Below are 22,664 nucleotides of genomic sequence, written 5' to 3' on the forward strand. Positions count from 1 at the left end.
TTGTTTAAATATTAAAAATCTGAAAACAAAAAAATAGATTTTGTTCTTGTGTAAAAATTGATTCAGTTCATTCTGATTTTATGATCAACCCTCAGAGAGCGGCAGAGATATTCGACGTTACTCGGTTATGCAGCAGGACTTAAGGCTGTATGCTCGAGTTATTTCTGCACGTGTCAAACAATAAGACTCAAGCGGAAGGAACAGTTCTCCATGGCCTCGGACATTACGATCACCTCGACCACGCCCCTCATCATCTCGTCTTCGACGGTCGCCACGGCATACAACAACGTCACGCTGCAGGCCGGCGGCTACATCCTCATCAGCATTCCCTGCACCTTCTCGTGCAACACGCTGACCAAGGTCTATTCCGCCAGCGCCTCCGCCACGACCGGCGAGCCATACACCTCCCAATACGACATCGTGGTCATCGGTACCGACGGGGTGGACGGGGCCAATGGCACCGCGGGCGCGAACGGCGTGAACGGCTCGAACGGAGCCAACGCCTCCTGCACCGGGGGCGGCTGCTCGGTCGGGCACTACGGCCGCGGCGGGACCAACGGCGGTGTCGGCAGCAACGGCAACCAAGCCGGCAACGGCACCGAACCCGGCAATGGCGGCAACGGCGGCGATGCCCCGAACGTCACGCTGAACCTTGGCACCGTTTCCGGTTCGATCAGCGTCATCAATGTCGGGGGTCCCGGCGGCCATGGCGGGAACGGCGGCAATGGCGGGAACGGCGGCAACGGCAAGACCTGCTGCGCCGTCACGGCCCATGGCGGCGACGGCGGCAACGGCGGCGACGGCGGGAACGGCGGAGCGGCCGGCAACGGAGGGAACGGCGGCAACGGAAACCTGGTGACCATCACCTACACCGCCGCCGACGGCACCAGCACCGTCAATGGTTCGAACCAGGGCGGCCTCGCCGGTCACCAGGGCACACCCGGCGGCGTCGGCCAGGGGGGAGCCGCCGGCAGTGCGGGCAGCAAGGGCGGCAGCGCCGGCAGCCCCGGCGATCCCGGCACGTCGGTCGGCGCGTCCGGCGTGGACGGCATGGTCGGCACCGCCGGGCGGATGACCATCAACGGCAAGGCGGCCTGATCTTTCCGGGGTCCCGGGCAGCGGGGCGGCGCCTTCGGGGCCGCTCCGCGACGCCGATCGCAGCCGTCCCGAGTCCCGTCAGCCGAGGTTCGCCATGGATGTCCGTTCCACGCTCTTCCGTCGTCCGCCGACGATGCTCCAGGCGATCGTCTTCGTCCTGGGCCTCGTGGCCGCCATCGCAGGTCCGGGTTCCGCCCGGGCGGCGTCCTACCAGCCAGCCGACGGTTTCGGCACCATCGACGCCACCTTCTCGGTCAGCCCCAACGGATCGGGCGTCTATGCGATGCCCATCGAGGTGCCGCCCGGGACCAACGGCGTGGAGCCCAGCCTGACCCTGCGCTACGACAGCCAGGCGCCGGACGGGTTGCTCGGCGTGGGGTTCTCGCTCGACGGGCTTTCCCAGATCACCCGGTGCGCGGCCAACAGGGCCGTGGACGGCTATGACGGTGCCGTCAACATCGACTCGAACGACCGGTTCTGCCTTGACGGCCAGAGGCTGATCAAGGTTTCGGGCGACGGCGAATATGGTGCCGCCGGTTCGGTCTACCAGACCCAGACGCAGACCTGGACCCGGGTGACCGCCACCGGCACCTGCGGGACCGGACCCTGCTCGTTCACGGCGGTGACCCGGCAGGGCTGGACCATGAGCTTCGGGACGACGGCGGATTCGGCCCTTCCGCTGTCGGGCAGGTCGGAGAAGTATTCCTGGCAGGTCGCGACGATCGCCGATCTCAACGGCAACGCCATCGACTTCTTCTACACGCTCAATCAGAACACGAACCAGAGCTATCCCGACCGGATCGAATACACGAGGAACGACGCCGCCGGTCAGCAGGCCCAGCGCAAGATCGTCTTCGCCTATCAGAACCGGTCCAGTTGGCCGAACAAGTACAAGGCAGGATTGCTGTTCAAGACGGATAAGACCCTGACGACCATAACGACTGAAGTGTCCGGCGCCACCGTCCTGACCTACACCCTGACCTATGGCGCCGGAACGACGGGACGGCCGATCGTCTCGACGGTCCGGAAATGCTCCGGGTCGGGGGATTGCCTGCCGGCGACCGCGTTCTCCTGGTCGAACTCTCCCAACCAGGTGGCGTCGGCGAACAACCGCGCCGATGGGCAGCTGAACTCGAACGCGTTCTGCGCGGGCAGCGGCGGCCGGTGGTCCTGGTCGGACTTCAACGGCGACGGCATGCTCGACGCGACCTGCGTCGATGCTTCGGGCGCCCAGTACGCGCTCGTTTCCGACGGCAGCTATTTGAAGACCCCGAACAGTCAGGCCAGCGGGCTGCTCACGTCGGTCAAGTGGTGTACCGGGTCGCAGGACACCAGCGTCTGGCCGGATTTCAACGGCGACCAACTGGCGGACTCCGCCTGCATCACCGCCGACGGTTCGATCAGCGTGCTCAAATCGGACGGCAAGTACCTGTCCACGGTCAACAACCAGGCCACCGGGCTGGTCCGGTCGCAATGGTGCCCGGCCTCGTCCTGCCGGGCGATGGTCGGCAACTTCGACAATGACGGGCGCGCCGATTTCCTGTGCAGTTGCGACAGCGGCACCCAGATGGCGATGATCAGCGACGGGAAATCGGTCTCGACGCCGAACGGCAATGCCAACGGCACCGTCCTGACCGGCTGGTGCGCCAATTCGGCATCGCACCGGCTCACCGCCGATTTCAACGATGACGGCAAGGCCGACCTGATCTGCGCGGCGCCGGGCGGGAACATCTCGGTCCAGGTCGCCAACTCGACTTCCACCGCGTTGAAGAGCCCCAACAACGATGCCTCGGGAGCCGTGGTGTCGGGCTGGTGCGGCGGATCGGGACAGTCGCTGTCCACCGTGGATTTCAACCGGGACGGCAACGACGACCTCTATTGCCGGGGCACCGACGGCAGCCACAGGATACTGCTCTCCACCGCGGTCACCGTGAAGCCTCCGGCGGGTGCGTCGGCCGACGGGCTGCTGCTGACCGGCTGGTGCGCCGGCAGCACCGCGTCTGTAAGCTGGAACGATTTCAACGGCGACGGGCTGCCCGATCTGCTGTGCAGCGACCAGAGCGGCACGCAGTCGGTGAAGGTCTCCACCGGAACCCAGCTCAAGGACGCCACCAACTCTTCCGGGGGAGTGGTCGCCACCGGCACCTGCTCGGGCAGCGGATCGACGGGCGGGCTGGGCGACTTCAACGGCGACGGCTATGCCGACCTGCTCTGCCGCCGGGACAGCGGCATCGACTCGGCCATGGTGCGGAAGGCCCCGTTCAACGATCTGGTCACGGGGGTCACCAACGGCCTCGGCGGCGGCGTGGATATCACCTATAGTCCGATCACGGACCCGAGCGTCTATACCCGCACCGCCGTGACCGCCTACCCGGACCTCACCGTCGAGAGCCCGCTTTACGTCGTCAAGACCTATACGCGCCGCGACGGCCAGGGGTGGTCGACGACCTACCGGAACGAATACACCAACCTGATGACCGACCTCGACCAGGGCCAGTGGCTTGGGTTCGAGACGCTCACGGTCATCGAGGAGGCCACCGGCCGCAGGATGACGAACCGGATGGCGCAGGAGTTTCCGCAGCAGGGCTTCGTAACGCAGACCGACGGATACGATGGATCGGGCGCGCTGTTCCAGACCACCGTACATTCCCCGGTCACGATCGAGCCCTATCCCGGCGTCTATCAGGTGCTGAACCGGAAGACCGTCCGCACCTTCTTCCAGGATGGCGGCGTGGCCTACACGACCGAGGACGACTACGAATACGACGGCTACGGCAACCTGGTCCTTCATGCCAGCCTCGGGGACCCGACGAGGGCGGAACAGGCGGTCTACGACTGCTCGACCTTCGAGAACGATCCCGTCGCGTGGCGGCTCGGATACCTGACCGCGACCAAGATCACCGGAAGCGAAAGCTCCTGCCGCGATTTCCTGGCGACGGGCGAACCCGCCTGGACCGCCGGGGCCGACCTGAGCCTCGCGCGGATCGCCTACGACGCCCGCTACAACGTGACATCCCAGGCCGACTGGGACGATGTCAACGCCGTCTGGGTCACCTCGGCGATGACCTATGACGGCTTCGGCAACGTGATCACCACGACGGACCCGGCGGGCAACACGACCACGATCACGTACGACGCCGATTACCAGACCTTCCCCGCGACCAGCACGTCTCCCCCGACCGCCAATGCCGGGCCGCTCGTCACGGCGACGGCCTACGATGCCGCGTTCGGTGTCCAGACCTCCCTGACCGACCCCAACGGCAGGGTCTTCTCGGTCGTGCTGGACAGCTTGGGACGGCAGGTGAAGTCCTATGGTCCCGACGGGAGCGGCGCCAGCTCCAATCCGGTGCAATTGTCGGCGGTGTCCTACGGCCAGGACGGTGACGGCATCTACACCGAGACGCGGCGGCGGCGCGACTGGTCCAACGGCGACACCGCCACCTGGGCGTGGCAGCGCGACTATATCGACGGGTTGAACCGGCCCACGCAGACCGTCCAGGGAGGCGAGACCACCGACACGTCGATCGTCACCGGCACGCAGTACGACACCTCCGGCCGTCCGTACAAGGTGTCGCCGCCGCGTTTCCAGAACGCCGCTCCCAGTTGGGCGGAGGTCGGGTACGACAGCCTGAACCGGCCGATCCTGGAGATCCTGCCCGACGGGACCCGGACGGAATCCACCTACGACCAGGGCGGGCTTCTGGTGACCGTCACGGTCGCCGCCGGCACGCCGGATGCCCGCACGAGCCGGGCGACGCTCGACACGCGCAGCAACCTCCTGAAGCAGGTGGACCCCAACCAGGCGGTCACGACCAGCAGCTACGACCCGATCGGGCGCATGACCTCCACCACCGGGCCGGTCGGGAACGTGACTCGGAACAGCTATGACTCGCTCGGCCACCTGATCGCCCAGGCCGACGCCGATGCCGGCTCGCAGACCTGGAGTTATGACAACGCCGGCCGGATGGTCGGCTCGGTCGATGGCTCGGGCAACAGGACGACGCTGGCATACGACAGCCTCGGCCGGATCACGTCGCGGGCCGTGGCATCTGCCGATGGCGGCAGCATGCTGACCACCACGCTGGATTACGATCAGTCCGCGTCCACCAACGGCAAGGGACGGCTGACGACCGTGACCCGCCCGGACTCGGTCGAGACGTTCGGCTACTCGGATTACGGCCTCGTCGGTACGGAAGTCCTGACCCTCGCGGGCTCGACCTTTTCCCTGGCGACCAGCTATGATCCGCTCGGCCAGCCGATCGACTTGACGCACCCCGACGGATCGGTGACCCGCAACACCTACGATATCCTTCAGCGGATTTCTTCCGTGGCTTTCCGGGATGTCGGGGAGACCGCGTTCACCACTTATGGAAGCTATCCCGGCTACACCGCCCTGAACCAGCCGACGTCGATCTCCTATAACAACGGCCTGACGACGAACAACGCCTTCTATCCCTATGAAACGGGGATGGGCAGGCTCCAGAGCTTTTCGCTGGCGTCCGGCGCCGCGACGGACGCCTTCTCCGCCGACTTCACCTGGAACGCGTTCGGCCAGCTCACGCAGGTCGCCCGGAAGCGCGACGGTGCCACGACCGGGAGCACCGGCTATACCTACGAAGACACCGGCTGGCTCAGCCAGGCGGCGGGCTCCAGCGGCACCTTCGCCTTCTCCTACGACCTCGCGGGCAATATCGCGTTGAAGGACGGCGTGACCTATGCCCGGACGCCGAACACCAACCGGCTCGCCTCCGCCAGCAACGGGCTGACGGCCGCGTTCGACGGCGGCGGGGCCATGACGGCGCGCGTCCTCGACAAGCAGGCCTGGTGCTACCGGTACGATCCCGAGGCGAACCTGGCGACGGTCCTCAGCGGCCGGACCGACGGCACTGCGGACGGCGCCTGCGGCGATACCTCCGGCTATTCGACGGTCGCGCAGGCGTCCTACGACGCGAGCGGGCGCCGCTTGGTCAGGACCGATCCGGATGGGACGGTGAACGTCTACGTCTCCACCGATTTCGAGGAGCTGCGCCGGGGCGGGCAGGTCTACCAGACCCGCTATCTGACCGGCCCGGAAGGCCGCTTCGCCGCCCTTACCCGGCAGGTCACGCCTGCGGGAGAGACCGCCGCGGCATCGGCCGGCGGTGGCTATCCGACGCCCGGCACCTACTTCACCTTCGGGGACCAGGTGGACAGCACCTTCCTGGTGACCGATGCCGCCGGCACCGAGGTCGCGCAGGTCGGCTACCGGCCTTTCGGGACGATCGACCCGTCCGTCACCTCGGGGGCCGATAACTTCCGCTTCAAGTTCGGCGGGAAGGAGCTGGACGAGAACACCGACCTCTATTACTTCCTCGCGCGTTACTACAGTGACGAGCTGGGGCAGTTCACCAAGCCCGATCCGGCTCGGCAGTTCTCCAGTCCCTACCTGTACGCCGCCAACGATCCGCAGTCGCTGACCGATCCCGACGGGGAGTTCGTCCAGATGGTCGTTCTGGCGGTCGGAGTGGCGGCGGGAGCCTATTTCGGCGGCTCGGCGGCCGACCACAGCTACAATCCGGCGGACTGGAACTGGCACAGTGCCAAGACTTACGAGGGCCTGTTCGCTGGCGCCGTGATCGGGGCGGCCGGGGCCGAGGTCGGCGCCGCGTTCGCGGAGGCCGGGGTGGCTCCCGCGATCCTGGGCGGCATGCTGCTGGGCGGCACCGAGAACGCGGCATACGCGGGGATCGCCAACGAAACGCCGGAGGGCATCGCCATGGCGGCCTTGACCGGCGCCGTCCTGGGCGGCGTGACCGAGGGGGTGTTCGCCGGCGGCGGCGCGATGATGGCGGAGGCCGGCAGCCGGATGGCCGGCCGAGGTTACTCCAGGCTCGAGAGCGCCGCCGACGTCGATGCTCCGGAGGGAGGCGGCTGGGAGGGGCGGGGGCCGTGCGCCAGCTTCTCCGCGGGAACGCTGGTCGCCACCACCGAGGGGACCGTGCCGGTCGAGCAGGTGCGGCCGGGCACTTACGTGCTGTCCCGGGGCGTCGAGGGGGAGCCGGCCGAGCCCAGGCTCGTCCTGCGCACCTATGAGCGCATGGCTGACGATGCCGTCCGGCTGAAGGCCGGAGGCACCCTGATCCGCACCACCGCCCAGCATCCGTTCTGGGTGGAGGGCAGGGGCTGGACACCGGCGGGCGCGCTCGCGGCTGGCGACATCGTGGCGACGCTGGATGCCGGAGGGGTGGCGGTCGAGCGGGTCGAGACGGTCTCCGGACCGGAACCCGTCTACAATTTCGCCGTCAGCGGCACCCAGTCGTACTTCGTCTCCGGCTTGAAGCTCTGGGCGCACAACGCACCGGCGAAATCCTGCGCCGTGGCCGGTAAGCCGAAGGCCTACAAGGCGGCTGGCAAGGCCAAGCAGGGGACCGGTGCCCCGGCGGCGAACAGCAACGTCCGGGGCTTGACCCTGGAGGCGCTGCCGGCGCCCAAGGCGAAGAGCTACTTCAACGTCAAGACGAGCATGAAGGAGAAGCTGTACTACGACCACGTCTTGTCGGTGAGCAAGTCCGGCTACGGCGAGGCGGCCGAGCACATGAGGCACTATATCGAGGTCCAGAAAGGCGTTCCGGTCTGGTCCGTCGAGCGCACCGGCGCGAAGGTCAGGAGGAAGTTCGCGCTCAAGGGCATTCCGACGAAACCCAAGCTCGACCGGGACGAGATCCCGATGGCGATGTTTCAGCAGGGCGGCGGAAACGGCAGCTATCTCAGCTCGGTCCGGCACATCGATTTCAGCTCGAACAGGTCCCTGGGGTCCGCGATCGGCCAAGCCTTGAAGGGCTTGCCGAACCAGACTCGTGTCCTGATCCGGATGGTCGCCTACCGGCGCCGCCGCTCCGCGGCCGGGGTGCCGCGACGCCCGCGCGTCCGGTACCGCGATGCCGGGTTCCGGCCCGTACGCCGGGCGGCGGGATCATGAGCGGAGAGACGCCCGGAGGAGAGACGCCGGAAGCCGGCTGGGACGATCACCGGCGGGCGTTCGGCGACATGCTCGGCCTCGGCGGCCCCGTGCCGGACGCGGCCCTGCGGGCGGCGCTTTACGACGGGGCCTATGCGCAGAGCCTGTTCGCCGCCCGCGAGGGCGACCCGCGGCATCTGCGCAGGCTGCTCGACGAACCGCCGGAGGTCGAGGAGATCGCGGCGAAGTCGCCCCAGGCGAGGCAGGCGAAGCTGGTCCGCCGGGCCGCCAACGCGCTGGCCCTGTGGGCAAGCGACCTGTTCGCGACCGTCGACGACGAGACGCTGCGACGGCGGCGCGATGCCTGCGCCGCGTGCGAGCATGCCGCCCGTCCGCCGGACCTGCTGGTCTATCGGCTGGCCGGCGGGCTGGAACAGACGATCTGCGAGCTGTGCGGCTGCAACCTGGTCCTGAAGACCCGTTTTCCCGAAGCAAGCTGCCCGGCGCTCCATCCGCATCTGCCCGGCATGACCCGTTGGGGGGAGCCGATCGGCGGCACTTGATCCGGGGCCGTCCCCGTGTTCCACATGCGCCTTCGGCCGCCCGTGGAAACATCCGCTTCATGAAGTACCGCCTCGCCATCTTCGACTTCGATGGAACCCTCGCCGACTCCCTTCCCTGGTTCCGGTCCGTCTTCAGCCAGGTGGCGGAGCGCTACCGGCTGAGGGCGCCGGATGCGGCGGAGTTCGAGACCTTGCGGGGACTGGGCAACCGGGAGATCCTGCGGCACCTGGAAGTTCCGGTCTGGAAGCTCCCCCTGATCGCCAGGCATATGAAGGGGCTGATGGCGGCGGATATCGAGAGCATCCCGCTGTTCGACGGCGTGCCGGAGATGCTGCGCGGCCTGAATGCTGCGGGCGTCGGGCTGGCGGTCGTCAGCTCCAACTCGGAAGCCAATGTCAGGCGGGTGCTGGGGCCTGACAACGCCGCGCTGATCGGCCATTACGGCTGCGGCGCGTCGATCTTCGGGAAGGGGACCCGGTTCAAGGCGGCGCTCCGGCAGGGCGGCGTGGCGCCGGGACAGGCGATCTGCATCGGCGACGAGGTCCGCGACGCCGAAGCCGCCCGCGCCCGGGGCATCCCGTTCGCCGCGGTGGCCTGGGGCTACGCCACGCCCGCGGTGCTGGCCGACCAGGCGCCGCTGGTGCTTTTCGAGCGGGTCGGCGAGATCGTGCCGGCCCTGGTCAGGCGGAGCGGCGGGCCTGCCGGCTGAGGCGGGCGTGGAGGTCGCGCAGGTACTTGGAATCCATGTCGGTGAACTCGCCCTCGGCGATGTCGGACTTGAAGTCCAGCAGCTCCTGCCGGGTGCCGGGCGAGAGCGTGTCGTGGGCGAGGAGCTCCTCGATGAGGGTCAGGTCGTCCGGATAGCCGCCGGGCCGCCGGGGCGGTTCGACCTCCAGGGGATCGTCGTCGGTGAAGGCGCCGTGGTAGTCGTCGTCGACGGCTCCGGGCGGCGGAACCAGCAGGTCGTTCCAGCTCACCCCGCTTTCCTTGACCCGCCGGTCGATCTCTCGCGCGCTTGCCAGGACCCCGGCCTCGTCAGGATCGCCGAGGCGGTTGAGCAGGGCGATGAAGCTGTCGCGGTCGAGATGGGGCATTCCTGGTCTCCTCTGGTGGGGCCTTCCGGCGGAACATCGGTAGAATAGCTGTGCCCTGGCGGCGGTCTTTCAACACTCCGCACAGTATGGTTTTGCCGTCCGGCGTGCTAGGGTCCGGTCGGATTCCAGAAGCACCAGAATACGAGTGGGGCCATGCCGTCGTTTGATATCGTTTCCAAGACTGAGATTGCCGAAGTCGACAACGCCCTTGACGGGGTGACCCGCGAGATCGGCCAGCGCTACGACTTCAAGGGGTCGCACTGCTCGATCGAGCGCAAGGAGAACGAGCTGACCGTCCTGGCCGACGACGACCTGAAGCTCAAGCAGATGCACGAGCTGCTGGTCGTCCACTTCACCCGGCGCAAGCTCGATCCCGGCGCGCTCGACTACGGCAAGCCGGAGAAGGCGGCCGGCAACACGGTGCGCCAGGTGATCACGGTCAAGCAGGGGATCGACAAGGATCTCGCCAAGCAGATCACCAAGGCGATCAAGGACAGCAAGATGAAGGTCCAGGCCTCGATCCAGGGCGACGAACTGCGCGTCACCGGCAAGAAGATCGACGACCTGCAATCCGCCATCGCCCTGGTCAAGGGGCTGAAGATCGAGCAGCCCCTGCAATACATCAATTTCCGCGACTGAGCCGGCTGGGCGGCGTCAGGTCGCCAGGAAGCGGCGGCGGTCGCCCTCCAGCACCAGGCAGGTCAGGTGGCCGCTGGCATAGGCCCCGGTGTCGATGCCGATGCGGTTGCTGCGGATCTCCGGCAGGTCGGTAATGGTGTGGCCGTGGACCACGATCTTGCCGTGGTCCGCGGTCGAGTTCAGGAAGTCGTCCCGGATCCACATCATGTCGTCTTTGTCCTGGCGGTTCAGCGGAACCCCCGGACGCACGCCGGCATGGGTGAAGAAGTAGTCGCCGATGGTCAGGCTGGGCCGCAGGTGGTTCAGGAAGCTGACATGGGACGGCGGGATCACGCGCCGCATCTCCTGCTGGGCGAAGGAGATCCGCTCCTCGGGCGTCAGGCCCGAGGGGATCTGGATGCCGTAGCTGTGCAGCGTCGCCAGGCCGCCATACTTGAACCATCCCGGACCCGCGGCCGGGCTGGTCATGAACTCCTGGAAGGCGGCCTCGTGGTTGCCGCGCAGATGCACCGCCCCGAAGGTCGGCGGCGGATCGCCGATCATCAGGTCGATCACCTGGCGGGAGTGCAGGCCGCGGTCCACGTAGTCGCCGAGGAAGACCAGGTAGTTGACCGGCCCCGGCGAGGCCCTGGCGTCGTCGGCCACCATGTCAAGCAGGCGCATCAGGAGATCCGCGCGGCCGTGGATGTCGCCGACGGCATAGACGCGGATGCCCTTGGGCACCGTCGCCGCCACCTGTTCCACATCCTGGCGCTTGCGCAGAAAACTCAACACCACGTTGCTCGATCTTTCCGGTACGCTCATCAGTCCCCCTTCTGTCACAGAAATAAGCGCTTGGGGGTCCGTGTGCGAGGGTTATGAAAGAGTTTTGCCCAGCTTTGTCGAGGGGCTGCGGCGATCCCCCAAAGCGTTACCGATACCGTGGAAACCGATCGGGCCGACCGAGAGGAAGGAAAGCTCCGCCTGTTGCTTGTCCGAACCGGTCCAGCAAAGTCCGGGCCACCAGCGCGTATCGAGGAGATTCGAGGAATGGCGTACTGCTTTACGCCGGAAGAGACCGTGCCCCAGGGAATCCGCCGCATCGCCCTGGAGCAGATCGACAAGGCCGAGGCGGCCCTGACCGGAGGCAAGGAGCGCCACAAGGCGGTGCACAATGCCCGCAAGGGGTGCAAGAAGGTCCGGGCGCTGCTGCGGCTCGCCCGCGGCGGTCTGGGCAACGCCTACGTCCGGGAGAACGGCTTCTTCCGCGATGCCCAGCGCCGGCTGTCGGCGGTGCGCGACGCGTCGGTCATGGTCGAGACCCTGGACAAGCTGGTCGGACGCCAGGGCAGCGACGGCGCCGGCGGGTTCGGGCAGGTCCGGGGCGTCCTGGTGGAGCGGTGCGAGCGGGCCTCGGCCGAGCATCTGGAGCAGGAGCGGACCACCGAGGAGGTCGCCGGCATGCTGCGCGAGGTGCGCGGGCGGGTCGAGACCTGGACCCTGCGGAACCCCGGCTTCAAGGTGCTGCGGCCCGGCCTGCACAAGGTCTACCGCGACGGGGCGAAGCGCCTGGAAGGGCTGGGCGACGCGCCGAGCGCCCATGACTTCCACGACTGGCGCAAGCAGGCGAAGTATCTGTCCTACCACCTGAGATTGTTGACGCCGGTGTGGCCGGGCACGGTCGGCGCCCTCGCCGGGGAATTCGGCGAACTGGGCAGCCTGCTGGGCGACGAGCACGACCTCGCCGTCCTGCGCGACATGCTGGAGGCCGACGAGCCGGGCTTCGGCGGGCCGACCCTGGTGCGGCCCCTGGCCGGCCTGATCGACCAGCGGCGGTCCGACCTCCAGGCGGAGAGCCGAGTCCTCGGCGCCAAGCTCTATCTCGACAAGCCCAAGGTCTTCACGGACCGGATCGAGACCTGGTGGGACATGTGGAAGGAGGAGTCCGGCCGCCGCGCGGCTTGAGGACTCAGTCCCCCGCCGCGATATGCACCTCCACGTCGTGGGCCGCCAGCACGTCGGCCAGCGGGGCGGGGGGCGCGCGGTCGGTGAACAGGGCCGAGACCTCGCCGATATGGCCCAGCCGCACCATGGCGTTGCGGCCGAACTTGCTGTGGTCCGCGCAGAGGAAGACGGTGCGGGCGTTGCGGATGATCGCCTGGGCGACCCTGACCTCGCGGTAGTCGAAGTCGAGCAGGGTGCCGTCCAGGTCGATGCCGCTGATCCCGATGATGCCGATATCGACCTTGAACTGGTTGATGAAGTCGATCGTCGCCTCGCCGATGATGCCGCCGTCGCGGTTGCGCACCAGCCCGCCGGCCACCAGCACGTCCAGGTCGGTGCCGGCCGCCAGGAAGGCCGCGACGTTCAGGTTGTTGGTGATGACGCTGAGGTTCTTGTGGCCGACCAGTTCCTGGGCGACCGCCTCCGTCGTGGTGCCGATATTGATGAACAGCGAGACGCCTTCCGGCACGTGGCGCGATACCAGCCGGCCGATCGCCCGCTTGGCCTCCGACCCCAGGGCCTTGCGCTCCACATAATCCACGTTGTGGGTGGTGGAGCGGGGAACGGCGCCGCCGTGGTGGCGCTCCAGCAGGCCCTGTTCGCAGAGCTGGTTGATGTCGCGCCGGATGGTCTGGGGAGTCACCTCGAACTGGCGCGACAGCCCGTCGATCGAGACGAAGCCCTGCCGCGCGGCGAGGTCGAGGATGCGCTGCTGGCGGGTGTCGCTCTTCACCGGGCCTCTCCCGCCGAGGGACCGCTGCCGCTGCCGATGCCGCAGCCGCGCAGCACGAACGCGACGACCTCGGCCGTCGCCTCCTCCCACGCCGCGTCGCTCAGGCTCTCCACCTCCATCACCGCCCGGATCTGGACCGCGAAGTCGGCGTAGGTCTGGGTCATGCCCCATAGCATGAAGAAGAGATGCCGGGGGTCGAGCGCCGCCATCCGCCCCTCCGCGATCCAGCCCGCGATGATCCGGGACTTGGCTTCCACCCGCTTCCTCAAGTCGATCTCCAGATAGTCGGTCAGGAACGGCGCGCCGCTCAGCAGCTCGTTGGCGAACACCTTGGACGCCAGCGGGCGGTGCCGGGAATGGCGCATCTTGGCACGGACATAGCCGGATATCGCCTCCGCCGGGTCGCTTTCCGGCCGGATCATGTCGGTGGCGTCCAGCCACAGCTCCAGGATGCCGGTCAGCACCGCCTGGTAGAGCTGTTCCTTGGTGCCGAAATAGTAATGCAGGTTGGCCTTGGGCAGCCCCGCCGCCTGGGCGATCTGCGCCATGGTGGCCCCGGCGAGCCCGGTCTCGGCGAAGACCCGCTCGGCCGCCTCCAGGATGCGCGTCTCGTTCTCCCGCCGGATGCGCCCGCGCGGAGCGGGAGCGGCGCCGGAAGCAGCCGGATTATTCATCACATCGCCCATTCGAGCATCATTCCGTCCCATAAATGGCCATTTTTGAAACAAGTTGACCAAGCGGTCAATTTGTTTATAGCATCCAACCAAAGACGCCGACAAACGGCCCGGCGGACCCGAGCCCAGGAGAGGCCCAGCGGGACCGGAACCAGGAGAGGCCCGGCGGAAAGCAACGAAGCGACCAACGGAACAGGAGCAGGCGGGATGACGAGCGTGATGGACGTGCCGGCGGACATCGCTCCCAGGCGGCTGTCGCCGCGGGAGTACGAGGCCAACTTCGAGGATGCCACGCCGCCGCTGAGCCGCAAGCAGGCGCTGATCGAGGCGGCCCGCTGCTATTACTGCTACGACGCGCCGTGCATGGAGGCCTGCCCGACCGGCATCGACATCCCCAGCTTCATCGCGAAGATCGCCGGGGACAACGTCAAGGGCTCCGCCGTGACGATCCTGGAGGAGAACATCATGGGCGGCATGTGCGCCCGGGTGTGCCCGACCGAGATCCTGTGCGAGCAGGCCTGCGTCCGCACCGCGCAGGAGCACAAGCCGGTCGCGATCGGCGCGCTCCAGCGCTACGCCACGGACTGGCTGTTCGAGCGCGGCATCCAGCCCTTCGAACGGGCGGCGCCGACCGGCCGCAAGGTCGCCGTGGTCGGCGCCGGCCCGGCCGGCCTGTCCTGCGCGCACCGGCTGGCGATGCACGGCCACGAGGTGACCGTGTTCGAGGCCCGGGAGAAGCCCGGCGGCCTGAACGAGTACGGCATCGCCGCCTACAAGGTGACCGACGGCTTCGCCGGGCGCGAGGTGGATTTCATCCTGTCGCTGGGCGGCATCACGATCGAGCACGGCAAGGCGCTGGGGCGCGACGTCACCCTGGCGGAGCTCCGGGCCGGCTATGGCGCGGTGTTCCTGGGGCTGGGCCACAACGCGGTCAACGCGCTGCGGATCGAGGGCGAGGAACTGGACGGCGTCGTCAACGCGGTCGATTTCATCGCCGCCCTGCGGCAGGCGCCGGACAAGTCCGCGCTGCCGGTCGGGCGCCGGATCGTCGTGATCGGCGGCGGCAACACCGCCATCGACGCGGCGACCCAGTCGAAGCGGCTGGGGGCGGAGGATGTCACGATCGTCTATCGCCGCGGCCCCGACTGCATGTCGGCGACGGGCGCCGAGCAGGAATGGGCGCAGACCAACGGCGTCCGGATCAAGCACTGGGCCCAGCCGCGCCGGGTGATCGGGGCGGCCGGCCATGTCCGCGAGGTCGAGTTCGAATACACCGTCCTGGACGAGGCCGGACGCCTGGCCGGCACCGGGGAGCTGTTCCGCATCCCGGCCGACATGGTGTTCAAGGCGATCGGCCAGTGCTTCGTGCCGGCCGCGGCCGGCGACGCCGAGCTGGCCGAGCTTCTGGAGTTCCGGCCCGACGGCCGGTTCGCGGTCAACGAGGATCGGCAGACCTCCCTTCCCAACGTGTTCGCCGGCGGCGACTGCGTGCCGGGCATCGACCTGACCGTGTCGGCGGTGCAGGACGGCAAGGTGGCGGCGGAAGCGATCCACCGCCTGCTGGGCGCGTCGTGACGGCCGGGATCGGAATGGGCGATACCGAATTGGGCGGTATAGGGAAGGGGAGATAGCGTCATGGCAAGTCTGGTCAGCAACTTCGTCGGCATCCGGTCGCCCAACCCGTTCTGGCTGGCCTCCGCGCCGCCGACGGACAAGGAATACAACGTCGTCCGCGCCTTCGAGGCGGGCTGGGGCGGCGTGGTGTGGAAGACGCTGGGGGAGGACCCGCCGGTCGTCAACGTGTCGTCGCGCTACGGCGCTTTCAGCTACAACGGCACCCGCGTCGCCGGGTTCAACAACATCGAGTTGATCACCGACCGGCCGCTGGAGGTCAACCTTCAGGAGATCAAGTCGGTCAAGCAGCGGTTCCCCGACCGGGCCATGGTCGTGTCGCTGATGGTCCCCTGCGAGGAGGAGAGCTGGAAGCGCATCCTGCGCCGGGTCGAGGAGACCGGGGCCGATGGCATCGAGCTGAATTTCGGCTGCCCGCACGGCATGTCGGAGCGGGGCATGGGCTCGGCGGTGGGGCAGGTGCCCGAATATGTCGAGATGGTCACCCGCTGGTGCAAGCAGCACAGCCGGATGCCGGTGATCGTCAAGCTGACGCCCAACATCACCAACATCCTGGGCCCGGCCCGGGCGGCCAAGCGCGGCGGCGCCGACGCGGTGTCGCTGATCAACACCATCCAGTCCATCATGTCGGTGGACCTGGACGCGATGGCGCCGACCCCCACGGTGGACGGCAAGGGCACCCACGGCGGCTATTGCGGCCCGGCGGTCAAGCCGATCGCCATGCGCATGGTGGCCGACATCGCCCGCGACCCGGAATGCCAGGGGATGGCGATCAGCGGCATCGGCGGCGTCTCCACCTGGCGGGACGCGGCGGAGTTCATCAGCCTGGGCGCCGCCACGGTCCAGGTCTGCACCGCCGCGATGCACCACGGCTTCCGCATCGTCGAGGAGATGGCCGACGGGCTGGCCAACTGGATGGACGGCCGGGGCTTCGGGGAGGTGAAGGACTTCACCGGCATGGCGATCCCCAACTATGTCCATTGGGAGGACCTGAACCTCAACTACAAGATCGTCGCCCACATCGACCAGGACAGCTGCATCAAGTGCGGCTTGTGCCACATCGCCTGCGAGGACACCGCGCACCAGGCGATTGGCGCCCTGCGGACGGCGGGCGCCCGGCGCTACGAGGTGATCGAGGAGGAATGCGTCGGCTGTAACCTGTGCATGCATGTCTGCCCGGTCGAGAACTGCATCACCATGGAGCGGCGCGACGAGGGCAAGCCCTTCCTTACCTGGAAGGACCATCCCAACAACCCGATGCGGCGGGAGGCGGCGGAGTAGGGAGCGGGGCGGGCGGCGGGGCGGAGGGTGCCGGGGCGACGGTGACCCTCCGATGAGTACGCCGCAGGGGTCAATGCAGGTCATCATCGGTCATGTCATGTCGGGATGACGTAGGCGCGGTAGAGCGAAGCGGCGGGATTCGCGCGTGGATGGACGGATCAAGTCCACGGCTGTCCGGCACGGTTCTTGCCGGTCAACCATTGAGAACATGTCCAGCGACTGTTTTCTCCTTCGTTTCGTCATCCGCGGGCTTGACCCGCGGATCGCAAGGCACGGAGGCATCGATGCTTCCCGCGGACGATGGCCGGATCAAGTCCGGCCATGACGGGAGAGGGGTGATCACCGTGCCGGAGAGGGGCCGAGGGCGCCGGGGCGACGGTGACGCCCCCCGGGGAAGGCCGCGAATGTCAGCATTCGTCATCATGGCTCATCCCGCCGCGGCGGGAAGTGCGGGCCATTGGCTGCGCGGGAGCAGCCGGCCTTTCCGGTCGAAGTAGCGCAGGGCCTGGCTGGTTTGGGAGAGCCGGCAGGCGATCTCGGGGAGGTGGTCCTCCAGGTAGGCCATGCAGCGCAGCATCCGGCGTGCCGTGGCGACGGCGGACTCGCTGTCCTCGTGGTTGTAGTCGATTTCCTCGGGCGGCGGGGCCGGTTCGGGTTCCGGCTCCGGTGGCGGTTCGGGCGGTGCCGCGGGAGCATCGTCGTCGGCGTCGAAAACGGCGAAGGGATCGCGGGACGTGGGCAGGAGGTTGCGGAAGCGGGCGATCCGATCGACGGCCCGCAGCACGGCGAAGTGGTTCTGCTTTTCCAGGGCGTCAAGCATCACCCTCTTGAGCGCGCCGACCAGTTCGTCCGTCTCCTCGCGCCGGCGGGTGTCTTCGGCGTCGATCAGCTCCGCCACGCGCGCCGCGACGCGGGCATCGCGCATCAGCCGCGACCCGGCTTGGCGGGCACTGTCCCAGGCATAGCCGGAAAGCCGGGCGGCCGCCGTCAGGCTGCGGCCGGAGGCGACATGGCGGGCGAAGGCCTCCTGCCGGTGGGGGAGGTCCTGTTCTGCGGCGGTATCGGGCATGCGGGCGTGCTCCGGGTGGACGGGTGGTGCTTGGGGGTAGGTATATTGTCTTAGACTGTCGAGGATATCAATCCTTTACGGTGGGGGTGTCGCGGGGCGGAAGACGCTGCGGCGGGACGCCGGCCGCCGGACCGCGTGCGGGATGGTGGAGATTTGTTCGACCGGAGCGGGAGGATCGCTTCGACGCCTTCCGATTGCCGCCCCCGTGCGGGGTTGGCCGCGCCGCTTGCGGTTGAGGCGGAGAATACGCCTAAACTTCTCATCAAGATTGACTTATGCGGACTCCCGTCGCAGAGTCCGCATGCCCATGCACCCGCAGGGCGGTCGGACGAGGAGCCTTGGAACTCCTCAGCCCGACCTGACCACCGATCACTCTGCTTAAGGAACGAAATCGATGGCTGCGACCAGCTTTAGCACAACCGGCGCGTATCTGCGCCACTCATTGTTCTCCGCCGCCGCAGTGGTCCCGACCGCTGCGGCGGCGGGAACACCCGTTCCCGATCCGTCCCCGCGCGCCGGCTGAACCGCCGCGCCTGACCCTATCCGGCTGAACGGCGGCGGCTTCCGCCGCGACCGTTTTCCCGTATCCGGACCATGACCGGGCCGCACGGCACGGAACGCCGGCGGCCGCCCGCTCACGGCCCGAACCCGGCACGATTCCGGCCTGTTCCGTACAGCCCGGCGGCGGAGGCACGACTCGACATGCAGCACGACGACGACCTGGACCGGGCGGCGGACGCCCCCTCACGCCTGCTCGACACCGCCCTTGGCATCGTCGAGGCCCTGAGGGACTACAGCATCACCGTGACCGAAGCGGAGCCGACCGACGCCATGGTGGCGGCCGGCATGGCGGTGTCCGGCCTCGGCGCGGAACAGGTCCGCGCGATCTTCAGGGCGATGCTCGCCGCCAACGCGCACCCGCCCGGCCGGATGCAGTAGGCGCCGGCATGGCCCGGCCGTTGGAGACCTTGACCATGGTTGTCCGTTTCGATCCGGTGGAATACCGGTATCCCTGTTGCGCGTGGCTGACCGGCCACCCGCCGCTCGACCATCTGCTGACCGTCTGGCGCGGCAACCAGAACCGGCGCGAGGGCCGGCCGCCGCGCTGGTCGGAGATCCGCAGGCATTTCTGGAACCCCGACGCCGGGGAGCCGGCGTGCATGGACTTCATGCTGGTGTACGATCCCGGCGGCATGCGTCCGCCGGCCTGCGACACCATGATGCCCGTGGCCTCCGCCCTGCTCGGCCTGCCCTTGTTCTTCGCCGGGACGGATTGGCGCGACGGGGCGCGGACGCGCAAGGTCGCCCCGTTCGTCCGCCGGGTGGCGCGGAGCCAACGCGCGATGAGGGGTTTCCTGACGCCGGGGGCGCGCGCAGTGCATGCGCGGGCCGGGAGGCTGCTGGCCGTGGCCGGCGTGCCGCTCGCGCCGGAGGCGGGTGGTGTGGGGGAGGGGGTACGCGGGAGGTTGGTGCTTATGACGGTGGCGTGGGCGGAGAGGTGAAGGGAGGGGCGGAAAAGCACGAGGGGAGGCGCGGGGCGAGGTCTATTCCTGGAGGTCCGGAAGCGGTTTGGTTGGAGCAATGAGCGATCCAATGCCGGAGCGCTTCCGGCCGAAATCACTCTGACCCCATTTTTGAAAAATGACTCTGGCCCCTTTTTTGAGTGCGTTCAGATGATCGGTTTGCCGTAGGTCGGCCTCGGCCGAAGGCCGACCTACGCCGCAACCGCTCCGCTGAAGAAACATCAGTCGCCGTCAAAGCCGATCGACAGGGCGATACGCCGCCTGATTTCCGCCAGTTGAGCGTCGGTTATCCTGGATGCGGTCGTTTGTATCCGCCGCTTCGACGTCGCGGTGACATGGTGGGCGATAGCCCAGGAAACCTTGGCGCACCCATTCTCCGGCGTCGGAGCGATGGACACGGACAGGGACGGCATGGCCAGTTTCGGATCGTCGGTAAGCGGCACCAGAATGACGTTTGGATAGGCCGGGTCGAACAGGTCGCTGTCCTCCACCACGACGGCGGGCCGCTTCTTGTTCGCCTCCTTGGGAAGCGCGTCCCGCCAGTCCGCGATCACGATGGCGCCGGCCGTCACGCTCATCGCTTGCCACCTTCGGCCGTCGGCGTGCCCCAGTCGGCATAGAAAGCCTGCGCCTCGGGCGAGGCGGCCACATACTCGGCCACGTCCCGGCTCTCCGCCCGGATCCGTTCCTTGCGGATCCTCCTGGCCTCTCTCAGGGCTATTTCGCGGAGATATGTCGAAAGGCCGATGCCCCGCTCCCTGGCGGCGGCCTCGAGCACTTCCTGGGCGTCATCGTCCAGGCGCACTGATACGGGCGAGCCCATCCACAACCTCCGAAGCGCTTCAATGGCGTCCTCCCGGAGTGTATGGCGCTGGTGTAATACATTCAAGTGGCGGAATGTGACCGCGCGCAACGCCGGCAGCCCTATCTTCACTCCCCAACGCGGGCGTAGTCGCCCTTGTAGTAGAGCAGGGGCTTGCCGTCCGCCAGGGAGGACAGGCGCTTCACGCGGCCGACCAGGATGACGTGGTCGCCGCCGTCGTGGACGGCTTCGGTGGTGCAGTCGAGGGAGGCGAGGCAGCCTTTCAGGATGGGGGCGCCGGTCTCCCAGGCTTCCCACTCGACGCCGTCCCAGCGGTCGCCGATCGCGGTGGAGAAGCGGACGGACAGGTCGCGCTGGGTCTCGGCCAGCACGTTGACGGCGAACCGGCCGGAGGCGGTGAAGGCGTCCAGGGCGTTGGACGAACGGGCCAGGCAGAACAGGACCAGGGGCGGGTCGAGCGACACCGAGCTGAAGGAGTTGGCGGTCAGCCCGAAAGCCTCCCCGGCGTCGTTCGCCGTGGTGATCACGGTGATGCCGGTGGCGAAGCATCCAAGGGCGTTTCGGAACGCCCGCCGGTCGAAACTCATCGCGCTGGACTCTTTGCCGTGGGCTCGGGGTGCATGTCGCGTGCTTCGGTATAGCAGGCGGGGACCGCGCGCAAGCCTCATGTACCCCGGCGAACCCTGCTCCCGCACGGCCACTAAGGGCTTCTTAACGAAACTGGACGACCCTGCTGGTCGTATTCCCTGACCTTCACGCGGTGGCTGCTCCACGACATGCTGTTCATCATAGGCTCCATCACCGTCCTGGCCTGCGTGCTGGGCGGCTACGCGGCCATGGGTGGGCATCTCGCCGTGCTGTGGCAGCCGTTCGAGGTCGTCATCATCGTGGGCGCCGCGATCGGCGCCTTCATCATCTCCAACCCGAAGACGGTGCTCGGCCGCTGCGGCAAGGCGATGGTCACCCTGCTGAAGGGGTCGCGCTACAACAAGGAAAGCTACCTGGAGCTGCTCAGCCTGCAGTACCAGGTGTTCAAGATCGCCAAGACCCGCGGGCTGCTGGCGCTGGAGCAGCATATCGAGAAGCCCGAGGAGAGCTCGCTGTTCCAGCAGTTCCCCAAGTTCCACGCCGACCACCACGCCGTCGTCTTCCTGTGCGACTACCTGCGCCTGATGTCACTGGGCTCGGACAATCCGCACGAGCTGGAAAACCTGATGGACGAGGAGCTGGAGACCCATCACCAGGAGCATGCCCAGATCTCGGGCGCGATCCAGACCATGGCCGACGGCATGCCGGCGCTGGGCATCGTCGCGGCGGTGCTGGGCGTGATCAAGACCATGGGCGCCATCACCGAGCCGCCGGAAGTGCTGGGCAAGCTGATCGGCGGCGCGCTGGTCGGGACCTTCCTGGGGGTCTGGATCTCCTACGGCTTCATCGCGCCGATCGCCAGCTCGCTGAAGGCGGTGTACGAGGCCGAGGCGAAATATTTCCAGTGCATGAAGGCGGGGCTGCTGGCCCATCTGCACGGCTACGCCCCCGCCGTCTCGGTCGAATACGCCCGCAAGGCGCTGCTGTCCGACGTCCGCCCGACCTTCTACGAGGTCGAAGAGGCGACGTCGGCGCTGCCGCCGGCCTGAGGGGGCGGTCGCCATGGCGCCTCCCCCTTCCCAGTCGTCCGGTGGACAGCAGCCGGTCGTCATCATCAAGCGCAGGAAGAAGTCCCGCCACGACGCCCACCACGGCGGCGCCTGGAAAGTCGCCTATGCCGACTTCGTGACGGCGATGATGGCCTTCTTCCTGCTGCTCTGGCTGCTCAACGTCACCACGTCGGAGCAGCGCCAGGGCATCGCCGACTATTTCAGCCCGGCCAGCGTGTCGCGCTCGACCAGCGGCAGCGGCGGCGTGCTGGGCGGGCTGACCATTACGGTGCCCGGCGCCATGATCTCGCCCGGAGCCCCGCTCAACGTCGCCCAGCCGACCCCCAGCCGGGCCGGAGAGTCCGACCGGGAGCCCGACCAGACCTCCGAGGAGCTGTACGACCGCGCCGGGATCAGCGCCCGGCAGCTGGAGGAGCGGGCGCTGCGCGAGGAGATGGCGCGGCGCGAGCAGCGGCAGTTCGAGGAGGCGGAGAAGACCCTGCGCAAGGCGATCGAGGGCGTGCCGGAGCTGGCCCAGCTCGCCGAGAGCCTGATGATCGAGCAGACGCCGGAGGGGCTGCGCATCCAGATCGTCGATCAGGCGAACTATTCCATGTTCCCGCTCGGCAGCGCCCAGATGTACACGCCGACCCGCCAGCTGCTGGGGCTGGTGGCGCAGGCGGTGGGCCGCCTGCCGAACAAGCTGTCGATCAGCGGCCATACCGACGGGACCCGGTTCGCCCGGGGCGACGTGTACGGCAACTGGGAACTGTCCACCGACCGAGCCAACGCCAGCCGGCGCGCCCTGATCGCCGGCGGCATCGACGAGAGCCGGATCGAGACCGTCGTCGGCCGCGCCGACCGCGAGCACCTGTTCCAGGACGATCCCCAGTCGCCGCGCAACCGCCGCATCAGCATCGTCCTGCTGCGCGACGCCAAGCCGCCGCCGCCCCGGCGCTAGGGCGGGGCGGGCGGGG

Annotated in this window: 20 protein-coding genes; 12 read left to right on the forward strand and 8 right to left on the reverse strand. The window is 67.9% G+C overall.

The window, feature by feature from the left end; all coding sequences use genetic code 11:
• Positions 1-210 precede the first annotated feature (210 nt).
• From JL101_RS08245 to JL101_RS08260, 4 genes are all read left to right on the forward strand, one after another.
• Positions 211-1,098, forward strand: a complete 888-nt coding sequence (locus tag JL101_RS08245; RefSeq protein WP_203099191.1) for a hypothetical protein — start codon at positions 211-213, stop codon at positions 1,096-1,098.
• Between the two features lie 94 nt (positions 1,099-1,192).
• Positions 1,193-8,056, forward strand: a complete 6,864-nt coding sequence (locus JL101_RS08250; RefSeq protein WP_203099190.1) for an FG-GAP-like repeat-containing protein — start codon at positions 1,193-1,195, stop codon at positions 8,054-8,056.
• Positions 8,053-8,598 carry a hypothetical protein gene (locus JL101_RS08255; RefSeq protein WP_203099189.1) on the forward strand — a complete coding sequence of 182 codons (546 nt, stop codon included), beginning with the start codon at positions 8,053-8,055 and terminating at the stop codon, positions 8,596-8,598. Before JL101_RS08250 ends, JL101_RS08255 begins: the two co-directional genes overlap by 4 nt.
• A 59-nt stretch (positions 8,599-8,657) precedes the next feature.
• Positions 8,658-9,308 carry an HAD hydrolase-like protein gene (locus tag JL101_RS08260; protein ID WP_203099188.1) on the forward strand — a complete coding sequence of 217 codons (651 nt, stop codon included), beginning with the start codon at positions 8,658-8,660 and terminating at the stop codon, positions 9,306-9,308.
• On the opposite strand, the gene JL101_RS08265 is transcribed toward JL101_RS08260, so the two are convergent.
• Complete coding sequence (locus tag JL101_RS08265; protein ID WP_203099187.1) at positions 9,280-9,693, reverse strand: hypothetical protein; 414 nt, start codon at positions 9,691-9,693, stop codon at positions 9,280-9,282. The two genes, JL101_RS08260 and JL101_RS08265, sit on opposite strands and share 29 nt — an antisense overlap.
• A gap of 153 nt (positions 9,694-9,846) precedes the next feature.
• Here JL101_RS08265 and JL101_RS08270 point away from each other — a divergent pair, with 153 nt between their 5' ends.
• Positions 9,847-10,332, forward strand: a complete 486-nt coding sequence (locus JL101_RS08270; protein ID WP_203099186.1) for a YajQ family cyclic di-GMP-binding protein — start codon at positions 9,847-9,849, stop codon at positions 10,330-10,332.
• Positions 10,333-10,347: 15 nt separating this feature from the next.
• On the opposite strand, the gene JL101_RS08275 is transcribed toward JL101_RS08270, so the two are convergent.
• Entirely contained in the window at positions 10,348-11,136 is a 789-nt protein-coding gene (locus tag JL101_RS08275; protein WP_203099185.1) for a metallophosphoesterase family protein, read from the reverse strand.
• A 225-nt stretch (positions 11,137-11,361) separates the two neighbouring features.
• On the opposite strand from JL101_RS08275, the gene JL101_RS08280 reads away from it, so the two are divergent.
• Positions 11,362-12,276, forward strand: coding sequence for a CHAD domain-containing protein (locus JL101_RS08280; protein ID WP_203099184.1), 915 nt, complete (start codon positions 11,362-11,364; stop codon positions 12,274-12,276).
• A gap of 4 nt (positions 12,277-12,280) precedes the next feature.
• Here the strand turns inward: JL101_RS08280 and JL101_RS08285 are convergent, their stop codons facing one another.
• Complete coding sequence (locus tag JL101_RS08285; RefSeq protein WP_203099183.1) at positions 12,281-13,048, reverse strand: DeoR/GlpR family DNA-binding transcription regulator; 768 nt, start codon at positions 13,046-13,048, stop codon at positions 12,281-12,283.
• Complete coding sequence (locus JL101_RS08290) at positions 13,045-13,734, reverse strand: TetR/AcrR family transcriptional regulator (RefSeq protein ID WP_228435354.1); 690 nt, start codon at positions 13,732-13,734, stop codon at positions 13,045-13,047. Before JL101_RS08290 ends, JL101_RS08285 begins: the two co-directional genes overlap by 4 nt.
• A 195-nt stretch (positions 13,735-13,929) precedes the next feature.
• On the opposite strand from JL101_RS08290, the gene JL101_RS08295 reads away from it, so the two are divergent.
• Positions 13,930-15,297 (forward strand): NAD(P)-dependent oxidoreductase, encoded by a 1,368-nt coding sequence (locus JL101_RS08295; protein ID WP_203099182.1) that lies wholly within the window; start codon positions 13,930-13,932, stop codon positions 15,295-15,297.
• Between the two features lie 60 nt (positions 15,298-15,357).
• Positions 15,358-16,635 carry an NAD-dependent dihydropyrimidine dehydrogenase subunit PreA gene (preA, locus tag JL101_RS08300; RefSeq protein WP_203099181.1) on the forward strand — a complete coding sequence of 426 codons (1,278 nt, stop codon included), beginning with the start codon at positions 15,358-15,360 and terminating at the stop codon, positions 16,633-16,635.
• Between the two features lie 427 nt (positions 16,636-17,062).
• Here the strand turns inward: preA and JL101_RS08305 are convergent, their stop codons facing one another.
• Positions 17,063-17,704: a terminase small subunit gene (locus JL101_RS08305; protein ID WP_203099180.1), complete on the reverse strand. Its 642-nt coding sequence runs from the start codon at positions 17,702-17,704 to the stop codon at positions 17,063-17,065.
• Positions 17,705-18,406: 702 nt separating this feature from the next.
• On the opposite strand from JL101_RS08305, the gene JL101_RS08310 reads away from it, so the two are divergent.
• Both JL101_RS08310 and JL101_RS08315 read left to right on the forward strand, forming a co-directional pair.
• A complete protein-coding gene (locus tag JL101_RS08310) occupies positions 18,407-18,643 on the forward strand; it encodes a hypothetical protein (protein ID WP_203099179.1) in 237 nt (78 codons plus the stop codon).
• A gap of 35 nt (positions 18,644-18,678) precedes the next feature.
• Positions 18,679-19,206, forward strand: a complete 528-nt coding sequence (locus JL101_RS08315; protein ID WP_203099178.1) for a hypothetical protein — start codon at positions 18,679-18,681, stop codon at positions 19,204-19,206.
• Between the two features lie 242 nt (positions 19,207-19,448).
• On the opposite strand, the gene JL101_RS08320 is transcribed toward JL101_RS08315, so the two are convergent.
• The 3 genes from JL101_RS08320 to JL101_RS08330 all read right to left on the reverse strand — a co-directional run bounded on the left by JL101_RS08320 (position 19,449) and on the right by JL101_RS08330 (position 20,637).
• Positions 19,449-19,805 carry a type II toxin-antitoxin system PemK/MazF family toxin gene (locus JL101_RS08320; protein ID WP_203099177.1) on the reverse strand — a complete coding sequence of 119 codons (357 nt, stop codon included), beginning with the start codon at positions 19,803-19,805 and terminating at the stop codon, positions 19,449-19,451.
• Positions 19,802-20,050, reverse strand: coding sequence for a type II toxin-antitoxin system CcdA family antitoxin (locus tag JL101_RS08325; RefSeq protein WP_203099172.1), 249 nt, complete (start codon positions 20,048-20,050; stop codon positions 19,802-19,804). Before JL101_RS08325 ends, JL101_RS08320 begins: the two co-directional genes overlap by 4 nt.
• 107 nt (positions 20,051-20,157) lie before the next feature.
• Positions 20,158-20,637: a flavin reductase family protein gene (locus tag JL101_RS08330; protein WP_203099170.1), complete on the reverse strand. Its 480-nt coding sequence runs from the start codon at positions 20,635-20,637 to the stop codon at positions 20,158-20,160.
• Between the two features lie 189 nt (positions 20,638-20,826).
• On the opposite strand from JL101_RS08330, the gene motA reads away from it, so the two are divergent.
• Both motA and motB read left to right on the forward strand, forming a co-directional pair.
• The gene (motA, locus tag JL101_RS08335) at positions 20,827-21,687 is read left to right on the forward strand and encodes a flagellar motor stator protein MotA (RefSeq protein WP_203099168.1); all 861 of its coding nucleotides are present in this window, start codon (positions 20,827-20,829) and stop codon (positions 21,685-21,687) included.
• A 13-nt stretch (positions 21,688-21,700) separates the two neighbouring features.
• Complete coding sequence (gene motB, locus JL101_RS08340) at positions 21,701-22,648, forward strand: flagellar motor protein MotB (RefSeq protein WP_203099166.1); 948 nt, start codon at positions 21,701-21,703, stop codon at positions 22,646-22,648.
• Positions 22,649-22,664 lie beyond the last annotated feature (16 nt).

Origin of the sequence: Skermanella rosea (genome assembly GCF_016806835.2) — a bacterium.
GTDB lineage: Bacteria > Pseudomonadota > Alphaproteobacteria > Azospirillales > Azospirillaceae > Skermanella > Skermanella rosea.